This is a genomic window from Streptomyces sp. NPDC107517 (genome assembly GCF_055582645.1).
Genome location: NZ_JBVJPM010000031.1, coordinates 47,014 through 60,933, shown reverse-complemented (window position 1 = coordinate 60,933; position 13,920 = coordinate 47,014). Strand labels below are relative to the sequence as shown.

The following is a 13,920-nucleotide window of genomic DNA, read 5'->3' as shown; positions in this document are numbered from 1 at the left end:
TGCAATCGTCTTTACTGGGCGGCCTTGCTCCCTGCAGGCAGCATAGGCGTCCGAAGCGGACTCTCCCGGTCGGGGCGGCCCGCGCCCCGAACGAAATATTACTCGTCAGTACATCCAGGATTTGCCCGCTAAGCAAGCGCTTTGAACTGTGATCCTAGTCGCGCAGACCGTTGAAGCGGCCCTGGTGGTAGACGAGCGGCCGGCCGGTCCCGGCGGGGTCTCCGACGACGGCCTCGGCGAGCACGATGCGGTGGTCTCCGGCGGGAACACGCGCGATCACCCGGCACACCAACCAGGCCAGGACACCGTCGAGTACGGGCACGCCCTCCGGGCCCTCGTGCCAGCGCGTGGGCTCCCCGAAGCGGTCGGCGCCGCTCTTCGCGAACGTGGCGGCCAGATCCTGCTGGTGCTCGCCGAGTATGTGCACGCCGATGTGTTCGGCCTCGGAGACGACGGGCCAACTGGAGGCGCCCAGGCCGATGCCGAACGAGATGACGGGGGGTTCGGCCGACACGGACGTCAGGGAGGTGGCGGTGAAGCCGACGGGAGCGGTGCCCCGGGCGGTGATCACGGCGACTCCGGCCGCGTGCCGGCGGAAGACCGAGCGCAGCAGGTCGGGCGATGCGGTCGTGGCGGTGCGGAGATCGGGCGTGGCCGTCATGGAGTTGTCCTTCTGCCGGAGGGGTGCGAGCGGGGTCCGTGGCTGCTCAGGAGCCGGGACAGCGCGCACTCGCGCAGCGGGCGAGGTCCACATGGGCACGCTCGAAGAGAAGGAGTTCCGTGGGCATACAGTCAGGCTGACGATAGGTGGTGCGTGCAGTCAAGTGCGTCCCGCCATCTGGGAGAAGCGTCACGACGAGGTCACCACCCGTCAGACCGCCTCCCCGAGCGCGGCGATGACGTCGGCCTTGCGCGGCTGACCCGAGGCGCGGCGCACGATGTGTCCCGCCGCGTCGAGGACCAGTACGGTGGGCGTCTTGAGGACGCCGAGTTCCCGTACGAGGTCGAGCCGCTCCTCGGCGTCGATCTCCACATGGGTCACGCCGGGAACCATTTCGGCCACTTCGCCGAGCACGCGCCGGGTGGCCCGGCACGGGGCGCAGAACGCGCTGGAGAACTGCACGAGCGTGGCCCGCTCCCCGAGCCCCTCCCCCAACTGCGCCGCTCCGAGCGCCACTTCGCCCTGCCGCACCTTCATCCTCCCGCTCCGCTTCCGTTGCACCAGCCCGAAGGCGCTCGCCACGGCGAGCACGGCCACACACACCACAAGTCCGGTCATCGTTCCAGTGCAGCATTCACAAGACCGCAAAGATTCCCCGGGTCCACACAGCACACCGTTGCGGAATGCTGGGTTCATGGACATCGATGTGAGAGGGCCGCGGTTCGGCGCCGCGGTCACGACGGTCGTACTGGCTCTGGCGCTCGTCACGGGCAGCGCCTGGCTCCTGGCGTGGCAGACGCTGTGTTTCGCGCTCGGCGCGGCGGGCGGGGTGGGGCGCTCTCCCTATGCGTGGCTGTTCCGTACGGCGGTGCGGCCGCGGCTCGGTCCCCCCACGGAGTTCGAGGCTCCGCAGCCGCCGCGATTCGCGCAGTTTGTCGGGCTCGTCTTCGCGGCGGCGGGTCTGGTGGGTCTGGTGTGGGGGCCGGGCTGGCTCGGGCTCGGGGCGACGGCCTGCGCGCTGGCGGCGGCCTTCCTCAACTCGGTGTTCGGCTACTGCCTGGGGTGCGAGATGTACCTGCTCCTGCGGCGTGGCGCGGCACGATTTGGCTGATCAACGGGTTGCGCCGACCGCCTGGGAGTGACGAGGATCTCGCGCCCGGCCGGAACCAGGACTGGCTACTCAGCCGTTGATGGGGCACGATCTGCGCAAGCCACAAAACCTACGGCTGCGTAACTTCCCGCTGGGAGCCCCCTCCCCAGGCAGAGATGAAGGGTCCTCCCCCTCCATGGCAGAGCTCGTCTACCGTCCGGTCATCGGCGCGGCCCGCACGATGTTCAAGGCGCTCGATCTGAAGATCGACGTCAAGGGCGCGGAGAACATTCCGCGCTCCGGCGGCGCGGTCCTGGTCAGCAATCACATCAGCTACCTGGACTTCATTTTCGACGGTCTCGCAGCGCTGCCGCAGAAGCGCCTGGTGCGCTTCATGGCGAAGGAGTCGGTGTTCCGGCACAAGATCTCCGGTCCGCTGATGCGCAGCATGAAGCACATCCCCGTGGACCGGAAGCAGGGCGAGGACGCGTATGCGCACGCCCTCGACTCGCTGCGCTCCGGTGAGGTCATCGGCGTGTTCCCCGAGGCGACGATCTCGCAGTCGTTCACGCTGAAGAGCTTCAAGTCGGGCGCCGCGCGCCTGGCCCAGGAGGCCGGTGTGCCGATCATCCCGATGGCGCTGTGGGGCACCCAGCGCCTGTGGACGAAGGGCCACCCGAAGAACTTCAGGCGCCAGCACATCCCGATCACGATCCGGGTGGGCGAGCCGATGGAGGCCCCGCGCGACCAGTACGCCGGCGCCATCACGCGGCGGCTGCGCGAGCGCGTGCAGGAGCTCCTCGAAGCGGCGCAGCGCGCGTACCCCGTACGCCCGAAGGGTCCGGACGACACCTGGTGGATGCCCGCGCACCTCGGCGGCACCGCGCCCACCGCGGCAGAGGTGAAGGCCGCCGAGGCGAGCTGAATCGGTACTGCAGATGTGCCGCGGGCCCACCGCGGTGCGTCTACTCCGGCGCGTGGACGGTGACCCGCGCGCCGGGGCTGAACTTCTCCAGGAGTTCGGCGAGTTCGGTGCCGGCCGCCACCACGTCGCAGTGCGGCCCCATCGCCTCCAGCAGGAAGAGCGCGTTCGCCGACCCCTCGGTCAGGCGTGTACGGGTTCCCTGGCGCCAGTTCCAGCGGCGGCAGGTCACGCCTTCGTCGTCACACCAGACGACCTCGCCCGCGTCGGGGTGTTCCACGACGTCCGCTCCCCCGGCCACGGTGGCGAAGCCCTCTTCGCCGGTGGCCCTGACGAGGCGCATGCCGCCCTTGATGTGGTCCAGGTCCTCGCCGCCGACCGGGATCAGATGGGCCACGCTGATCGCGTTGTAGACGTCGACCAGGGTGTTGATCCGCGGCAGGCCGCCGTCCGCGAGGGCCCTCTTGGCCAGCGCTTCGGCCGAGTTGCGGGTGCGGGAGGGCTTGGAGCCGAAGGCCGTGTAGGCGGCGCGCCAGGCCGCCATGTGCGGGTCCTCGTGCGGGGCGCGCCCTTCGAGACGCGCGGCGAGGCGGCGTGCGGCATCGTCGAGAAGGGCCGAAGTCCCTTCACTGCTGGGGCTGTTGACCAGCCCGTACGCCTCGATGGCGACATGCCGGAACTCGGGCGCGAGGGTCCGTACCGCGTCGGACACGGTGAGGTGGAGGGTCATCGTCCGCCTTGCTCTTCGGGGTGCGCTTGCTGTTTCAGAGTGCGTCGGGGAGGTGTTCCCACAAGTAGGGCCGGTCGGGGGCGTCGCGCAGGGCGCGCAGAACGGCCGGCGCCGGTACATCATAGAGTACCGGATAGTCCACCTCATTGGACTCCGTATCCGCAATGAAGGCCAGCCGCTCACCGTCGAGGGAGAACTGGGCGTCGACCCCGGGCTTGTTCCCGCGGCAGTCCTGCCGGTGCCAGGCCCCGTGGAAGCGCACGGCGACCATGCCGTGCAGCACATACCCGGTCCCGGCGTCATGCGTGAGCCGCTGATAGCAGAGCGCGGCGGGGATGTCCTCGGCACGCAGGAGCGCGGCGAGCGCGTGGGACTTGGCGTGACAGATGCCCGTGCCCTGCTCCAGGACGTCCGAGGCGCGCCAGGTGACGCGGAGGTCTCCGCTGTCAGCGGAGTGCGGGACGGTGTCCCGCACGAACTCATAGGCGATCCGAGCGTATGAATATGAATCGGTGGCCTGCGCGGCTAGGCGTTCGGCCGTCTTCCGTACGAGCGGGTGGTGATGGTCGATGACCTCGTCGGCCGCCAAGTAGGCAGACAGATCTGAGTTCTTCTGGATGAGCCGCATGGACCGGGAGCATAGAAATGCGACCGACCGCGCGTCAATAGCTTTACGGTCGATCGCATATCTATACAGCCAGCTGGGTGAAACGCTAGCGGGCCATTTCCTCCTTGAGGGCGGCGACGAAGCCGTCGACGTCCTCCTCACGGGTGTCGAACGCGCACATCCAGCGGACGTCGCCGGCCGCCTCGTCCCAGAAGTAGAACCGGAAGCGCTTCTGGAGGCGCTCGCTGACGTCGTGCGGCAGCCGCGCGAAGACCGCGTTGGCCTGCACCGGGTAGAGGATCTCGACGCCGTGCACGGCGCGGACGCCCTCGGCGAGGCGCTGGGCCATCTCGTTGGCGTGCCGCGCGTTGCGCAGCCACAGGTCCTTGGCGAGCAGGGCCTCCAGCTGCACCGACACGAAACGCATCTTGGAGGCGAGCTGCATCGAGAGCTTGCGCAGATGCTTCATGTGGCTGACGGCGTCCTGATTGAGGACGACGACCGCCTCGCCGAACAGAGCGCCGTTCTTCGTGCCGCCGAGCGACAGAATGTCGACGCCGACCGCGTTCGTGAACGTGCGCATCGGCACGTCCAGCGACGCGGCCGCGTTGGCTATCCGGGAGCCGTCGAGGTGCACCTTCATGCCGCGCTCGTGCGCGTGGTCGCAGATCGCGCGGATCTCGTCGGGCGTGTAGAGCGTGCCCAGCTCCGTGCTCTGCGTGATCGAGACGACCTGCGGCATCGCGCGGTGCTCGTCGTCCCAGCCGAAGGCCTGCCGGTCGATGAGCTCGGGCGTGAGCTTGCCGTCCGGGGTCGGCACGGTGAGCAGCTTGAGGCCGCCCATGCGCTCCGGGGCCCCGCCCTCGTCCACGTTGATGTGCGCGGACTCGGCGCAGATCACCGCGCCCCATCGGTCGGTGACCGCCTGGAGCGCGACGACGTTGGCACCGGTGCCGTTGAAGACCGGGAACGCCTCGGCCGTGGGGCCGAAGTGGGCGCGGATGATCTGCTGGAGGTTCGCCGTGTAGTCGTCCTCGCCGTACGCGATCTGGTGACCGCCGTTGGCGAGGGCGAGGGCCGCGAGGATCTCCGGGTGCGCGCCCGCGTAGTTGTCGCTCGCGAAGCCGCGGACGTCCGGGTCGTGATGCCTGCGGGCGTCGGTCTTCGGAGGATTCACGGCTTCTCGGTCAGCCACAGACGGGTCCCGTTCAACTCATGGGCGGGCCGGTCCCAGACGCCGGCGATGGCATCGGCCAGCTCCGTGACGTCCGTGAAACCCGCGAACTTCGCGTTGGGTCGCTCGGCGCGCATCGCGTCGTGCACCAGCGCCTTCACCACCAGGATCGCAGCCGCCTGCTGCGGGCCCGCGTCACCCCCCGCCTTGCGGAAGGCGTCGCCGAGAGCCAGCGTCCAGGCCTCGGCGGCGGCCTTGGAGGCCGCGTACGCCGCGTTGCCCGCGGTCGGCTTGCTGGCGCCCGCGGCGCTGATCAGCAGGAAGCGTCCGCGGTCGCTGCGCTGGAGGGCTTCCTGGAACGCGAGGGAGGTGTGCTGGACCGTACGGATCAGGAGCTTTTCGAGGAGGTCCCAGTCGGCGAGGTCGGTCTCGGCGAAGGTGGCGCTGCCGCGCCAGCCACCGACGAGGTGGACCAGGCCGTCGATCCGGCCGAAGTCCTTCTCGATGTGGTTCGCCCAGTCCCGGGTCGCGTCCAGGTCGAGCAGGTCGACGGTGTCGCCGATGACGGTGGCGCCCCCGTGCGCGTAGCGCGCCGCGTCCACGGCCTCCGCCAGGCGGGTGGCGTCCGCGTCCGCTCCGACGACCGTGGCGCCCGCCTCGGCGAGGCGCAGCAGGGTGGCGCGGCCAGCGGGCCCCGCCGCTCCCGCGACCGCGACGACCGCTCCGTCCAGTGTGCCGTTTCCGTTGCCTTCGGCCATGGCCGTCGCCTCCTCGTCGCGAGCGCTCACGCGGCTGCCTGCTCGGCGCCCGCAGCGGTGATCCCCTTGGTGGAGGCGATCACGTCCTTCAGCTTCTTGGACAGTGCCTCATAGAACATGCTGAGCGGAAACTCGTCCGGAAGCACGTCGTCGACGAGCTTGCGCGGCGGCAGGCTCAGGTCGAGGGCGTCGGGGCCCTTGGCCCAGCGCGAACCGGGGTGCGGGGCGAGGTACTGGGACACCAGGTCGTACGCGGCGAACCAGTGCACCAGCTTCGGGCGGTCGATGCCGTCGCGGTACAGCTTCTCGATCTCGGCGCAGAGCTGGTTGGTGACCTGCGGGGCGCGCTCCCAGTCGATCTGGAGCTTGTTGTCGGTCCAGCGCAGTACGTCGTGCTTGTGCAGGTACGCGAAGAGGAGCTGGCCGCCGAGTCCGTCGTAGTTGCGCACGCGCTCGCCGGTGACCGGGAAGCGGAACATGCGGTCGAAGAGAACGGCGTACTGCACGTCGCGGCCCTGCGGGAAGCCGTCGGCCTCCAGCTTCACGGCCTCCTTGAAGGCGGTGAGGTCGCAGCGGAGCTCTTCGAGGCCGTACATCCAGAACGGCTGGCGCTGCTTGATCATGAACGGGTCGAAGGGCAGGTCGCCGTGGCTGTGGGTGCGGTCGTGCACCATGTCCCACAGGACGAACGCCTGCTGGCAACGGTCCTGGTCCGAGATCATCTCGCGGATGTCTTCGGGCAGTTCGAGCCCGAGGATGCCGACGGACGCCTCGGTGACGGCACGGAAGCGGGCCGCCTCGCGGTCGCAGAAGATGCCACCCCAGGAGAAGCGCTCGGGAGCCTCGCGTACGGCGATGGTCTCCGGGAAGAGCACGGCCGAGTTGGTGTCGTAGCCGGCGGTGAAGTCCTCGAACGTGATCCCGCAGAACAGCGGGTTGTCGTAGCGCGTCGCCTCCAGCTCGGCGAGCCACTCGGGCCACACCATGCGCAGGACGACGGCCTCCAGATTGCGGTCCGGGTTGCCGTTCTGCGTGTACATCGGGAAGACGACCAGGTGCTGCAGTCCGTCCTCGCGGTGCGCGGCGGGGTGGAAGGCCAGCAGCGAGTCGAGGAAGTCGGGGACCTGGAAGCCGTCTTCCGCCCAGCGCCGCAGGTCGGCGGCGAGCGCCGAGTGGTACGCGGCGTCGTGCGGGAGCAGCGGGGAGAGCTGCTCGACGGCGGATATCGCGCGGTCGAGCGTCAGCTCCGCCATCGCCTTGGACGGGGCGCCGTCGGCGGCGAAGTCGATGGAGCCGTCCTTCTGCTGCCAGGGACGGATCTCCTCCACGGCGGCCTTGAGCACGGGCCACGCCGGGTGTTCGACCACCCTGCTTTCGGGGCTTCCCCCGACCTTCTCCGGAGGAACCTTCCCCTCCACGCCCGACTGCACAAGAATTTCCGTCATTACCCATCCTCCACGGGAGAACCTCGCGTACAGACACCGTAAGCGGGCGAGGTTCTCCACCACAAGGGGAGTCGGGAGGAAGTTATCCTGCGTGACCCCCTGGTTCACCGTCGTTTTTCCTGCCCGACGCGGTTGAAACGATGGCCTTCGCCACATCCGCCAGGGCAGTGCGGGCGTCGTCGAGCAGCTCGGGGAAGCCGAAGAAGCCGTGGAACATCCCCGGGAAGTGGCTCTCGGTGACCGCCACACCCGCCTCGCGCAGGGCCGACCCGTACGCGAGCCCCTCGTCGCACAGGGGGTCGCAGCCCGCGGTCACGATGTGGGCGGGCGGCAGCGAGGCAAGGTCGGCCAGGAGCGGCGAGACGTGCGGGTGGGACCGGTCGCCGTCCGGGCCGAGGTACTGCTCGGCGAACCAGCGGCAGTGCGCCGCCGTCAGGAAGTAGCGGTCGGCGTTCCGCGCGAACGACTCCGTCGACTGATGCGCGTCGGTGGCCGGATAGACGAGGGCCTGGAGCGCGATGTGCGGGCCGCCCCGGTCCCGGGCCAGGAGGCAGATGACAGCCGCGAGGTTCCCGCCCGCGCTGTCCCCCGCCACGACAAGGGCGCCCGCGTCGCCGCCCAGCGCGGCGTGGTGGTCGGCCGCCCAGCACAGCGCCGCGTACGCGTCGTCGACGGCGGCCGGGAAGGGCGACTCGGGGGCGAGCCGGTAGTCGACGGAGAGCACCACCGCCCCCGCCTCGCGGCACAGCCCGCGGGCGGTGGAGTCATGGCTGTCCAGGCCGCAGATCGCCCACCCTCCCCCGTGGAGGAAGACGACGGTGGGGCGCGGGCCCGGGGCCTCGTCGGGGTCCGGTCGGTAGATCCGCACGGGGATCCGGGGCGCTCCGGCGGGGCCGGGGATGTCGCGGTCCTCGACCGAGCCGACGACCGGTGGCGGGAGCGGTGACGCGGGAGCCGCGGCCAGGATGCGGCGGGCCTCGGCCGCGTCGGTGACGGCGCCACCGAGGTCGGGGAAGAACGCGGTCATCGCGTCGACCAGGGCGCGGACGTCGGGTGCGAGGCGGTCCTCGGATGCGAGGCGGTCCTCGGGCGCGGGGTTCATGCGGACACCGCCTGCTCCTGGGCGCGGAAGTGCGGGATGACCTTCTCGCCCCACTGCCGCAGCGTCTCCAGGCAGGCCTCCTGGGGGACGGTGCCCATCTGGACGAGGCACATGATCTCGTCGGCGCCCGCGTCGCGCAGCCGCTCGACGTAGGCGATGGCGTCGTCGGCGGTGCCGTAGGCGTGGTCGGCGTTGAAGGTGGCCGTCGCGGTGGGACGTACCGGGATTTGGTGTTCGTGGAGGCGGGCCACGACCTGTTCGGCGGCCCTGCGCATGTCGGCCGCCTCGTCCGCGCCCTCCACCACGGCCTCGTCGGGGACGCCCGCACCGCCGTACCAGTGCCCGATGGACTGCGCGAAGAACCGCTGGCCGCGGATCCCGATGTTCCGGGCCGTCTCCCGGTCGTCCAGGACGATGGTCGGGCACAGGACGGAGAAGTGGTCGTTGACGACGCCGGACACGAAGCGGTCGGGGGTACGGGCGGCGATCGCGTCGTCGTAGGCGCGCCGCATGCCGGCGATCGACTCGGGGCCCGCGAAGCCCATCACGAGGGCGCCGATGCCGAGTTCGGCCGCCTGGGTGAGCGTCTCCGTGCGGCTGCACGCGAGGAAGAGGGGCGGGTGGGGCTCCTGTTTCGGACGCGGCAGGACGGGGTGCGGGTCGATGTCGAGGAGCTCCCCGTGGTGCTCCAGCTCGTCCTTCTCCCAAGCTTTCCCGATGATCCGCAGCGCCTCCTCGACCTCCTGCGTCGTGCGGTCCTTGTCGACACCGCACAGGGAGGTCTCCTGCTTGGTGCCGCCCCGGCCGGCCCCGAGGTCGAGGCGGCCGCCGGAGAGCAGGTCGAGCATGGCGGCCCGCTCGGCCACCCGCACGGGATGGTTGAAGTTGAAGGGCATGCAGACGACACCGTGCCCGATCCGGATGGTGCTGGTGCGGGCGGCGACCCAGGTCAGGAAGATCTCGGGGGCCGACATGTGCGCGTACCACTTGAGGGAGTGGTGCTCGACGGCCCAGATGCGGTCGAAGCCCATCTCCTCGGCGAGGACCGCCTGCTCCACGCAGTCGTGGATGACCTGGTGTTCGTGTTCGACGGTGGGATCGGCGAGCTGCGCCTCGAAGATGACGGAGAACTTCACGTTGCCTCCAGGGAGTTGGACCACACGCACTGTTCCGGTTAGGTATATGACTAACCGTCACGTCTTCCAGGGGCAAGACCGACGACGGTATTCGGCAATGACAAAGGCTCCAGGTCTTGCGGTGACCGGTTCCGGTCACTTCAATGCGGCGCATGGCTGACGACCTGCCACCGACCGCCTGGGCCGTCCTCGGGCTGCTGTCCTTCCCCGGGGAACGCACCGGATACGAGCTGAAGAAGTGGGCCGACGCCTCCCTGAGGTTCTTCTACTGGTCGCCCGCCATCAGCCAGATCTACGCCGAACTGCGCCGCCTCGAATCACTGGGCTACGTCACCTCCCTGCACTCCGGGGCCGAGGAGCCGCGCGCCAAGCGAACGTACGCGATCACCGAAGAGGGGCGCGGGGCGCTCGCGGTGTGGGCCGGGGGCGGGCAGGGCCTCGGCGCGCCCGTGCTCAAGCACCCCGTGCTGCTGCGCGTGTGGCTCGGGCACCTCGCCGCGCCGGAGCACCTGCGTGGCCTGGTGACGGAACACGTGGCGCGCACGAAGGGCGAACTGAAGGAGGTCCGGGACGCGCTCGAGAGGGCCGACGGGGTGGAGGCGTGGGCCCATCCGCAGATCGCGCTGCGCTGGAGCGAGCGGCGGCTCGCGGCAGAGGTCGAACTGGCCGAGGCCATGCTGGACGACCTGGACGCGGCGCCCGGTCAACCGCCGGGGGACTCGCCCACCCACGGGTGACACTTCCCGCGGCAGGCTGCCGCGGCGGTAGGACGGACCGGTCCCCGCCCCTTCCCTGCCCCTCCGCCCGTCTGGAGCCCAAAGCGTGAGCATCCGCGCCGTCCTGGTCGCCGCCGTCATCACCGGACTGGTCCTCGGAATCACCGCAACCAGAACGGACCACTCCACTCCCTCGCGTCGGACCGGTCCCATCGTGGAGACGGGCCGTTAGGCTTCGGCCGTGCCGCGCGGGCGACCCCGTCCACGACCTCGCGCGGACGCCGAGCCGCCGTCGACGGAAGCGAGACGATCTTGAACTTCCTCACCATCGGGCATCGTGGAGTCATGGGTGTCGAACCCGAGAACACCCTCCGGTCCTTCGTCGCCGCGCAGGCCGCGGGCCTCGACGTCATCGAACTCGATCTGCATCTGAGCAAGGACGGCGCCCTCGTCGTCATGCACGACGCCGACGTCGACCGCACGACGGACGGCCGTGGCCCCATCGCCGACAAGACCCTCGCCGAGCTGCGCGCCCTCGACGCCGGGCGCGGCGAACGGGTGCCGGTCTTCGAGGAGGTGCTCGACGCCGTCTCCACGCCCCTCCAGGCCGAGATCAAGGACGTCGCCGCGGCGCGCGCCCTCGCAGAGGTCATGCTGCGCCGTGATCTGGTGAGCCGCGTCGAGGTGATCTCGTTCCACGACGAGGCCGTCGCCGAGATCGCCCGGCTGGTGCCGGGCGTCCGTACGGCGCTGGTGGCCAGCCGGTACGGCACCGATGTGGTGGACCGGGCCACCGCCGTCGGCGCCACGTCCCTGGTCCTCAACATCCGGCGCCTGACGCAGGAGATCGTCGAGCGGGCCCGCAAGGCGGACCTGCGGATCATCGGCTGGGTCGTGAACACGCAGGACGATCTGCGCCTGGTGCGGGCGCTCGGCCTGGACGGCGCGACGACCGATCACCCGGAGATCAAACGGACCGGCCGCTTCACGGCCTGAGCCGGCCGAGCGGCCCGAGCCGGCCACGGGACCCGGGTGCCGGCCGGGAGGCCACGTCAGCCGAGGGACTTGACCAGCAGCTCGAACTGGAGGTCGTCCCGCTGCGGGATGCCGAAGCGCTCGTCGCCGTACGGGAAGGGGGTCATCTCTCCCGTACGGCGGTAGCCCCGGCGCTCGTACCAGGCGATGAGGTCCTCGCGTACGGAGATCACCGTCATGTGCATCTCGCGCACGCCCCAGGCCTCGCGGGCGGTGCGCTCCGCCTCCGCGATGATCACCTTGCCGAGCCCCGCGCCCTGGAGGGCCGGGCTCACGGCGAACATGCCGAAGTAGGCGTGCTCCCCGCGGTGCTCCAGCTGGCAGCACGCGACGACCGCGCCGTCGCGCTCGACGGTGAGCAGACGGCTGTCCGGCGACTTGATGACGTCGACGACGCCCTGCGGGTCGGTGCGCTGCCCCTCCAGGATGTCCGCCTCGGTCGTCCAGCCGGTGCGGCTGGAGTCCCCGCGGTACGCCGACTCGATCAGCGCGACGAGCACGTCGACATCGGCGTCGGTGGCGTCCCGGAAGGTGAGGTCGCCGGTCGTGGGGCGGGGAGCGATGGACATGGGACGGTCTCCGATCTCGTGCACGGCTGTCGGCGCGGGCGCCGTCGAGCCTAACGCCGAGCCTCTACGCTGCGTTCGCATGGTTCACGTACTGAGCAGCAGGACGCTTCTTCGCCCCACCGATCCCGAGCGGTCACGGGCTTTCTACGGCGGGGCGCTCGGCCTCGCCGTGTACCGGGAGTTCGGGACGGGGCCCGAGCGCGGGACCGTCTACTTCCTCGGGGGCGGCTTCCTGGAGGTGTCCGGCCGGTCGCAGACGCCGCCGTCGCCCGGGCTCCAGCTGTGGCTCCAGGTCGCGGACGCGGCGGCCGCGCACGAGGAACTGGCGGCACGCGGCGTCGAGGTGCTCCGGCCGCCGGTCAAGGAGCCGTGGGGGCTCATCGAGATGTGGATCTCGGATCCGGACGGCGTCCGCATCGTGATCACCGAAGTGCCCGAGGACCATCCGTTGCGCTACCGGCCTTGAGAGAGCGGGACCGGGGTACGGGAGCGGAAGACCCGTTCAGCGTGCGCGGCACCCGCGCGCGGAAGAGTATGGCGGAATGGCCGCAGACCGGCCCCTTCGCGTCCGGATGAGCCCGACCCTGGAGAGACATCGCATGGCAGCTCCTCGGATCCTGATCGTCGGCGGCGGATTCGCCGGCATGGAGTGCGCGCACAAGCTGGAGAAGATCCTCAAGCCGGGCGAGGCGCAGCTGCGGCTGGTCAGTCCGTTCGACCATCAGCTGTACCTGCCGCTGCTCCCCCAAGTCGCCTCGGGCGTGCTCACTCCGCAGTCGGTGGCCGTGCCGCTGCGCCGCATGCTGCGGCACACCGGCATCGTGCCGGGCGGCGCGGTGGGGGTGGACCCCGAGGCGAAGGCCGTCGTCGTACGGAAGATCAACGGCGAGACGGTGGTGGAGCGCTACGACTACCTCGTCCTGACGCCGGGCAGCGTCACGCGGCAGTTCGACATCCCCGGTGTGGACCAGTACGCGGTCGGCGTGAAGACGCTGGCGGAGGCGGCCTGGATCCGCGACCACGTCATCTCGCAGCTCGACCTGGCCGCTGCCGGCACCGACCGTGCCGAGCGGGAGTCACGGCTGCAGTTCGTGGTGGTGGGCGGCGGGTACGCCGGTACGGAGACGGCCGCCTATCTGCAGCGCCTGACCACCGCCGCCGCCAAGCGCCTTCGGGGGCTCGACCCGGCGCAGATCAAGTGGCATCTCGTCGACATCGCGCCCAAGTTGATGCCCGAGCTCGGTGACCGGCTCGGTGAGAAGGCCCTGTCGATCGTGGAGCGGCGCGGACTGCATGTGTCGCTCGGTGTGTCCGTGGCGAAGGCGACCGAGGACACGGTGACACTCACGGACGGCCGTGTACTGCCGTGCCGCACGCTGATCTGGACGGCGGGTGTCGCCCCGAGCCCGCTGATCGCGACGCTCAGCGCGGAGACGAACCGGGGCCGGCTCGTCGTGGAGCCGGATCTGAGGGTTCCGGGGCTCGACGGTGTGTTCGCGCTCGGTGACGCGGCCGCGGTGCCGGACCTGGAGAAGGGCGCCGACGAGATCTGCCCGCCGACCGCCCAGCACGCCATGCGGCAGGGCTGGGCGGCCGCGAAGAACGTGGCGGCCGCGCTGCGCGGACAGCCGCTGAAGCCGTACCGGCACAAGGACCTGGGGCTCGTGGTGGACCTGGGCGGCATTCAGGCGGTGTCCAAGCCGCTCGGTGTGCAGCTGACCGGGCTGCCCGCCCAGGTCGTCGCCCGGGCCTACCACCTGGGCGCGTTGCGCACCGGGACGGCCCGCTTCCGCACGGCGGCGAACTGGGGGCTCAACGCCGTCGCCGGCGACGACTTCGTGCGTACGGGGTTCCAGGCGCAGCGGCCCGCGACGCTGAAGGACTTCGAGAAGACGGACGCGTATCTGACGCCGGAGGAAGTGCACGCGATGGTGACGGCGCATGTCGAGGGCCGGTGACAGGGCCGGCCCGGTGA

The 13,920-nt window shown here is 70.4% G+C and carries 17 protein-coding genes; 7 read left to right on the top strand and 10 right to left on the bottom strand.

Annotation, left to right across the window (positions count from 1 at the left end):
* Positions 1 to 154: 154 nt before the first annotated feature.
* Positions 155 to 661 (bottom strand): flavin reductase family protein, encoded by a 507-nt coding sequence (locus tag ACZ67T_RS39550; protein WP_469990982.1) that lies wholly within the window; start codon positions 659 to 661, stop codon positions 155 to 157.
* A 210-nt stretch (positions 662 to 871) separates the two neighbouring features.
* The gene (locus ACZ67T_RS39545; RefSeq protein ID WP_469990980.1) at positions 872 to 1,279 is read right to left on the bottom strand and encodes a TlpA family protein disulfide reductase; all 408 of its coding nucleotides are present in this window, start codon (positions 1,277 to 1,279) and stop codon (positions 872 to 874) included.
* Between the two features lie 76 nt (positions 1,280 to 1,355).
* On the opposite strand from ACZ67T_RS39545, the gene ACZ67T_RS39540 reads away from it, so the two are divergent.
* Entirely contained in the window at positions 1,356 to 1,772 is a 417-nt protein-coding gene (locus tag ACZ67T_RS39540; RefSeq protein WP_469990979.1) for a DUF4395 domain-containing protein, read from the top strand.
* 175 nt (positions 1,773 to 1,947) lie between these two features.
* Positions 1,948 to 2,676 (top strand): lysophospholipid acyltransferase family protein, encoded by a 729-nt coding sequence (locus ACZ67T_RS39535; protein WP_469990977.1) that lies wholly within the window; start codon positions 1,948 to 1,950, stop codon positions 2,674 to 2,676.
* Between the two features lie 40 nt (positions 2,677 to 2,716).
* Here ACZ67T_RS39535 and ACZ67T_RS39530 read toward each other — a convergent pair whose 3' ends face one another.
* From ACZ67T_RS39530 to ACZ67T_RS39500, 7 genes are all read right to left on the bottom strand, one after another.
* Positions 2,717 to 3,403: a B3/B4 domain-containing protein gene (locus tag ACZ67T_RS39530; protein ID WP_469990975.1), complete on the bottom strand. Its 687-nt coding sequence runs from the start codon at positions 3,401 to 3,403 to the stop codon at positions 2,717 to 2,719.
* Between the two features lie 34 nt (positions 3,404 to 3,437).
* Positions 3,438 to 4,031 carry a transglutaminase-like domain-containing protein gene (locus ACZ67T_RS39525; RefSeq protein ID WP_469990973.1) on the bottom strand — a complete coding sequence of 198 codons (594 nt, stop codon included), beginning with the start codon at positions 4,029 to 4,031 and terminating at the stop codon, positions 3,438 to 3,440.
* A gap of 85 nt (positions 4,032 to 4,116) precedes the next feature.
* Positions 4,117 to 5,187 carry a threonine aldolase family protein gene (locus tag ACZ67T_RS39520; protein ID WP_469990971.1) on the bottom strand — a complete coding sequence of 357 codons (1,071 nt, stop codon included), beginning with the start codon at positions 5,185 to 5,187 and terminating at the stop codon, positions 4,117 to 4,119.
* A complete protein-coding gene (locus ACZ67T_RS39515) occupies positions 5,184 to 5,942 on the bottom strand; it encodes an SDR family NAD(P)-dependent oxidoreductase (RefSeq protein ID WP_469990989.1) in 759 nt (252 codons plus the stop codon). Before ACZ67T_RS39515 ends, ACZ67T_RS39520 begins: the two co-directional genes overlap by 4 nt.
* Positions 5,943 to 5,968: 26 nt before the next feature.
* Complete coding sequence (locus ACZ67T_RS39510; protein ID WP_469990969.1) at positions 5,969 to 7,387, bottom strand: DUF6421 family protein; 1,419 nt, start codon at positions 7,385 to 7,387, stop codon at positions 5,969 to 5,971.
* 82 nt (positions 7,388 to 7,469) lie between these two features.
* A complete protein-coding gene (locus ACZ67T_RS39505) occupies positions 7,470 to 8,414 on the bottom strand; it encodes an alpha/beta hydrolase (protein WP_469990987.1) in 945 nt (314 codons plus the stop codon).
* A 71-nt stretch (positions 8,415 to 8,485) separates the two neighbouring features.
* Positions 8,486 to 9,625, bottom strand: a complete 1,140-nt coding sequence (locus tag ACZ67T_RS39500) for an LLM class flavin-dependent oxidoreductase (protein WP_469990968.1) — start codon at positions 9,623 to 9,625, stop codon at positions 8,486 to 8,488.
* Positions 9,626 to 9,777: 152 nt separating this feature from the next.
* On the opposite strand from ACZ67T_RS39500, the gene ACZ67T_RS39495 reads away from it, so the two are divergent.
* From ACZ67T_RS39495 to ACZ67T_RS39485, 3 genes are all read left to right on the top strand, one after another.
* Positions 9,778 to 10,362 (top strand): PadR family transcriptional regulator, encoded by a 585-nt coding sequence (locus ACZ67T_RS39495; RefSeq protein ID WP_469990966.1) that lies wholly within the window; start codon positions 9,778 to 9,780, stop codon positions 10,360 to 10,362.
* 85 nt (positions 10,363 to 10,447) lie between these two features.
* Positions 10,448 to 10,573 (top strand): hypothetical protein, encoded by a 126-nt coding sequence (locus ACZ67T_RS39490; protein WP_469990964.1) that lies wholly within the window; start codon positions 10,448 to 10,450, stop codon positions 10,571 to 10,573.
* Between the two features lie 80 nt (positions 10,574 to 10,653).
* Positions 10,654 to 11,337: a glycerophosphodiester phosphodiesterase gene (locus ACZ67T_RS39485; protein ID WP_469990963.1), complete on the top strand. Its 684-nt coding sequence runs from the start codon at positions 10,654 to 10,656 to the stop codon at positions 11,335 to 11,337.
* Between the two features lie 56 nt (positions 11,338 to 11,393).
* Here the strand turns inward: ACZ67T_RS39485 and ACZ67T_RS39480 are convergent, their stop codons facing one another.
* Positions 11,394 to 11,945 carry a GNAT family N-acetyltransferase gene (locus ACZ67T_RS39480; protein WP_469990961.1) on the bottom strand — a complete coding sequence of 184 codons (552 nt, stop codon included), beginning with the start codon at positions 11,943 to 11,945 and terminating at the stop codon, positions 11,394 to 11,396.
* Positions 11,946 to 12,024: 79 nt separating this feature from the next.
* Here ACZ67T_RS39480 and ACZ67T_RS39475 point away from each other — a divergent pair, with 79 nt between their 5' ends.
* Both ACZ67T_RS39475 and ACZ67T_RS39470 read left to right on the top strand, forming a co-directional pair.
* On the top strand, positions 12,025 to 12,411 hold the full coding sequence (locus ACZ67T_RS39475) for a VOC family protein (RefSeq protein ID WP_469990959.1): 387 nt from the start codon (positions 12,025 to 12,027) through the stop codon (positions 12,409 to 12,411).
* Between the two features lie 133 nt (positions 12,412 to 12,544).
* The gene (locus ACZ67T_RS39470; RefSeq protein WP_469990957.1) at positions 12,545 to 13,903 is read left to right on the top strand and encodes an NAD(P)/FAD-dependent oxidoreductase; all 1,359 of its coding nucleotides are present in this window, start codon (positions 12,545 to 12,547) and stop codon (positions 13,901 to 13,903) included.
* The last annotated feature ends 17 nt before the right edge of the window (positions 13,904 to 13,920 follow it).

Bases quoted from the DNA above. Each gene is read 5' to 3' on its own strand.
- ACZ67T_RS39470 (WP_469990957.1), top strand. From the start codon at position 12,545: ATGGCAGCTCCTCGGATCCTGATCGTCGGCGGCGGATTCGCCGGCATG.
- ACZ67T_RS39525 (WP_469990973.1), bottom strand. From the start codon at position 4,031: ATGCGGCTCATCCAGAAGAACTCAGATCTGTCTGCCTACTTGGCGGCC.
- ACZ67T_RS39510 (WP_469990969.1), bottom strand. From the start codon at position 7,387: ATGACGGAAATTCTTGTGCAGTCGGGCGTGGAGGGGAAGGTTCCTCCG.
- ACZ67T_RS39530 (WP_469990975.1), bottom strand. From the start codon at position 3,403: ATGACCCTCCACCTCACCGTGTCCGACGCGGTACGGACCCTCGCGCCC.
- ACZ67T_RS39480 (WP_469990961.1), bottom strand. From the start codon at position 11,945: ATGTCCATCGCTCCCCGCCCCACGACCGGCGACCTCACCTTCCGGGAC.
- ACZ67T_RS39550 (WP_469990982.1), bottom strand. From the start codon at position 661: ATGACGGCCACGCCCGATCTCCGCACCGCCACGACCGCATCGCCCGAC.
- ACZ67T_RS39545 (WP_469990980.1), bottom strand. From the start codon at position 1,279: ATGACCGGACTTGTGGTGTGTGTGGCCGTGCTCGCCGTGGCGAGCGCC.
- ACZ67T_RS39475 (WP_469990959.1), top strand. From the start codon at position 12,025: ATGGTTCACGTACTGAGCAGCAGGACGCTTCTTCGCCCCACCGATCCC.
- ACZ67T_RS39540 (WP_469990979.1), top strand. From the start codon at position 1,356: ATGGACATCGATGTGAGAGGGCCGCGGTTCGGCGCCGCGGTCACGACG.
- ACZ67T_RS39535 (WP_469990977.1), top strand. From the start codon at position 1,948: ATGGCAGAGCTCGTCTACCGTCCGGTCATCGGCGCGGCCCGCACGATG.
- ACZ67T_RS39515 (WP_469990989.1), bottom strand. From the start codon at position 5,942: ATGGCCGAAGGCAACGGAAACGGCACACTGGACGGAGCGGTCGTCGCG.
- ACZ67T_RS39505 (WP_469990987.1), bottom strand. From the start codon at position 8,414: ATGACCGCGTTCTTCCCCGACCTCGGTGGCGCCGTCACCGACGCGGCC.
- ACZ67T_RS39495 (WP_469990966.1), top strand. From the start codon at position 9,778: ATGGCTGACGACCTGCCACCGACCGCCTGGGCCGTCCTCGGGCTGCTG.